This window comes from Micromonospora sp. NPDC050417 (assembly GCF_044458865.1).
Classification (GTDB): Bacteria; Actinomycetota; Actinomycetes; order Mycobacteriales; family Micromonosporaceae; genus Micromonospora_G.
This window is the reverse complement of the sequence record NZ_JBITIH010000070.1, coordinates 1-1,621: the sequence shown is the minus strand read 5'-3', so window position 1 is coordinate 1,621 and position 1,621 is coordinate 1. Positions and strand designations below refer to the sequence as shown.

The 1,621-nt window shown below is 66.4% G+C and carries 1 protein-coding gene; it reads left to right on the top strand.

Annotated elements, in window-relative coordinates:
• Positions 1-69 precede the first annotated feature (69 nt).
• Complete coding sequence (locus tag ACIBF5_RS32690; RefSeq protein ID WP_396816752.1) at positions 70-1,620, top strand: ISL3 family transposase; 1,551 nt, start codon at positions 70-72, stop codon at positions 1,618-1,620.
• Position 1,621: the final 1 nt, after the last annotated feature.

The following is a 1,621-nucleotide window of genomic DNA, read 5'->3' as shown; positions in this document are numbered from 1 at the left end:
TGGACAGTCGCAGCGGCAGCAACCGGCGGCCGTTGATCATGTGGGGCGTGTTCGCTTGTAGAGCAGCTACTGCCTCTTCTGTCCGGCCTACTGATCGATGGTGTTGAGCATAGAGAGGGCGGTGTCATTCTCTCCACCCGAGTCCTGTCCTCGACCGCGCGATGCCACGGTTGCCAACAGCCCTCTGCTCGTGTTCACGGCCGCTACCTGCGACAACTGCGTGATCTCGCGACCGCCGGGATCGGCCTGATCCTCCAGGTCCAGGTACGCCGATTCCGCTGCGATAACGTCGCCTGCACCGTGGTGACCTTCGCCGAGCAGGTCGACGGAGTGACCACCCCGCATGCCCGCTTCACGCCCGGGTTGCGGGTGACGCTCACCGAGATCGGTCTGGCACTGGCAGGCCGCGCCGGGGCCCGGCTGGCTGCCGTGCTCGGGATGCCGGCCGGACGAGACACACTGTTACGACTGGTCAAAGTTTTGCCGGACCCGACGGCAACAGCCGTGACAGTGCTGGGCGTCGACGACTTCGCGTTCCGGCGAGGCCGCCACTACGGCACCGTGCTCATCGACATGGCCACCCACCGCCCGATCGAGATGTTCGACGGCCGCGATGGCAACAGTCTCGCAGCCTGGCTGCGGCAACATCCGGAGGTCGAGGTCATCTGCCGGGATCGGGCCGGCGGCTATGGCGAAGGAGCCCGGCAAGGCGCCCCGGACGCGCTGCAGGTCGCTGACCGGTTTCACCTCTGGATGAACCTGGGCCAGGCGGTCGAGAAGACCGTCAACGCCCACCGGGCTGGGCTCGCAGCGCCAACACCGCCGCCGGCTGGTGACACCGCACCGGAAGTGGTGCAGCCGCTGCCCGAGAAGAAGATCGTCACGCGGCTGCGGGCGAACTACACCGCCGTCCAAGAGTTAACCGCTCAGGGCATGTCCAAAGCGGCGATCGGACGCAAGCTCGGCCTGCACCAGGCCACCGTCCGCAAGTTCGCCAACGCCCGCAGCATCGAAGACCTCACCGCGGTCACCGAACAGCGGACCCATGTGGTCGGCCCGTTCACCGGCTACCTGCACCAACGCTGGAACGAGGACGAACGCAACGCCACCCAACTCTTCCGCGAGATCCAGCAGAAAGGCTATCCAGGCGGCGAACTCGCTGTTCAGCGTTACCTTCGCAGCTTCCGGAAGGGCCGCGGGCACGCCCCGCATCCGGGCCCAAAACCACCCACCGTCCGCCAGGTCACCTCATGGATCATGACCCACCCCGACCGGGTCGACTCCCGCGACGCCGCGAAACTACGCGACATCCGCAATCGCGACCAGAGCCTGGATCGCCTGGTCAAACATGTCCGAGCCTTCGCGGTGATGATGACCAGCCGCCACGGCGACCGCCTCGACGACTGGATCACCGCCGCCGAGAACGACACCATGGCACCGCTGGCCGGGTTCGCCCGAAACCTGCGCCGCGACATCGACGCGATCCGCAACGGCCTGACCCTGCCGCACAGCTCAGGACCCGTCGAAGGAAGCATCAACCGCATCAAGATGATCAAACGGCAGATGTTCGGCCGAGCCGGCCTCTCGCTGCTCCGCAAACGCGTTCTTCTCGCCCGCTGAT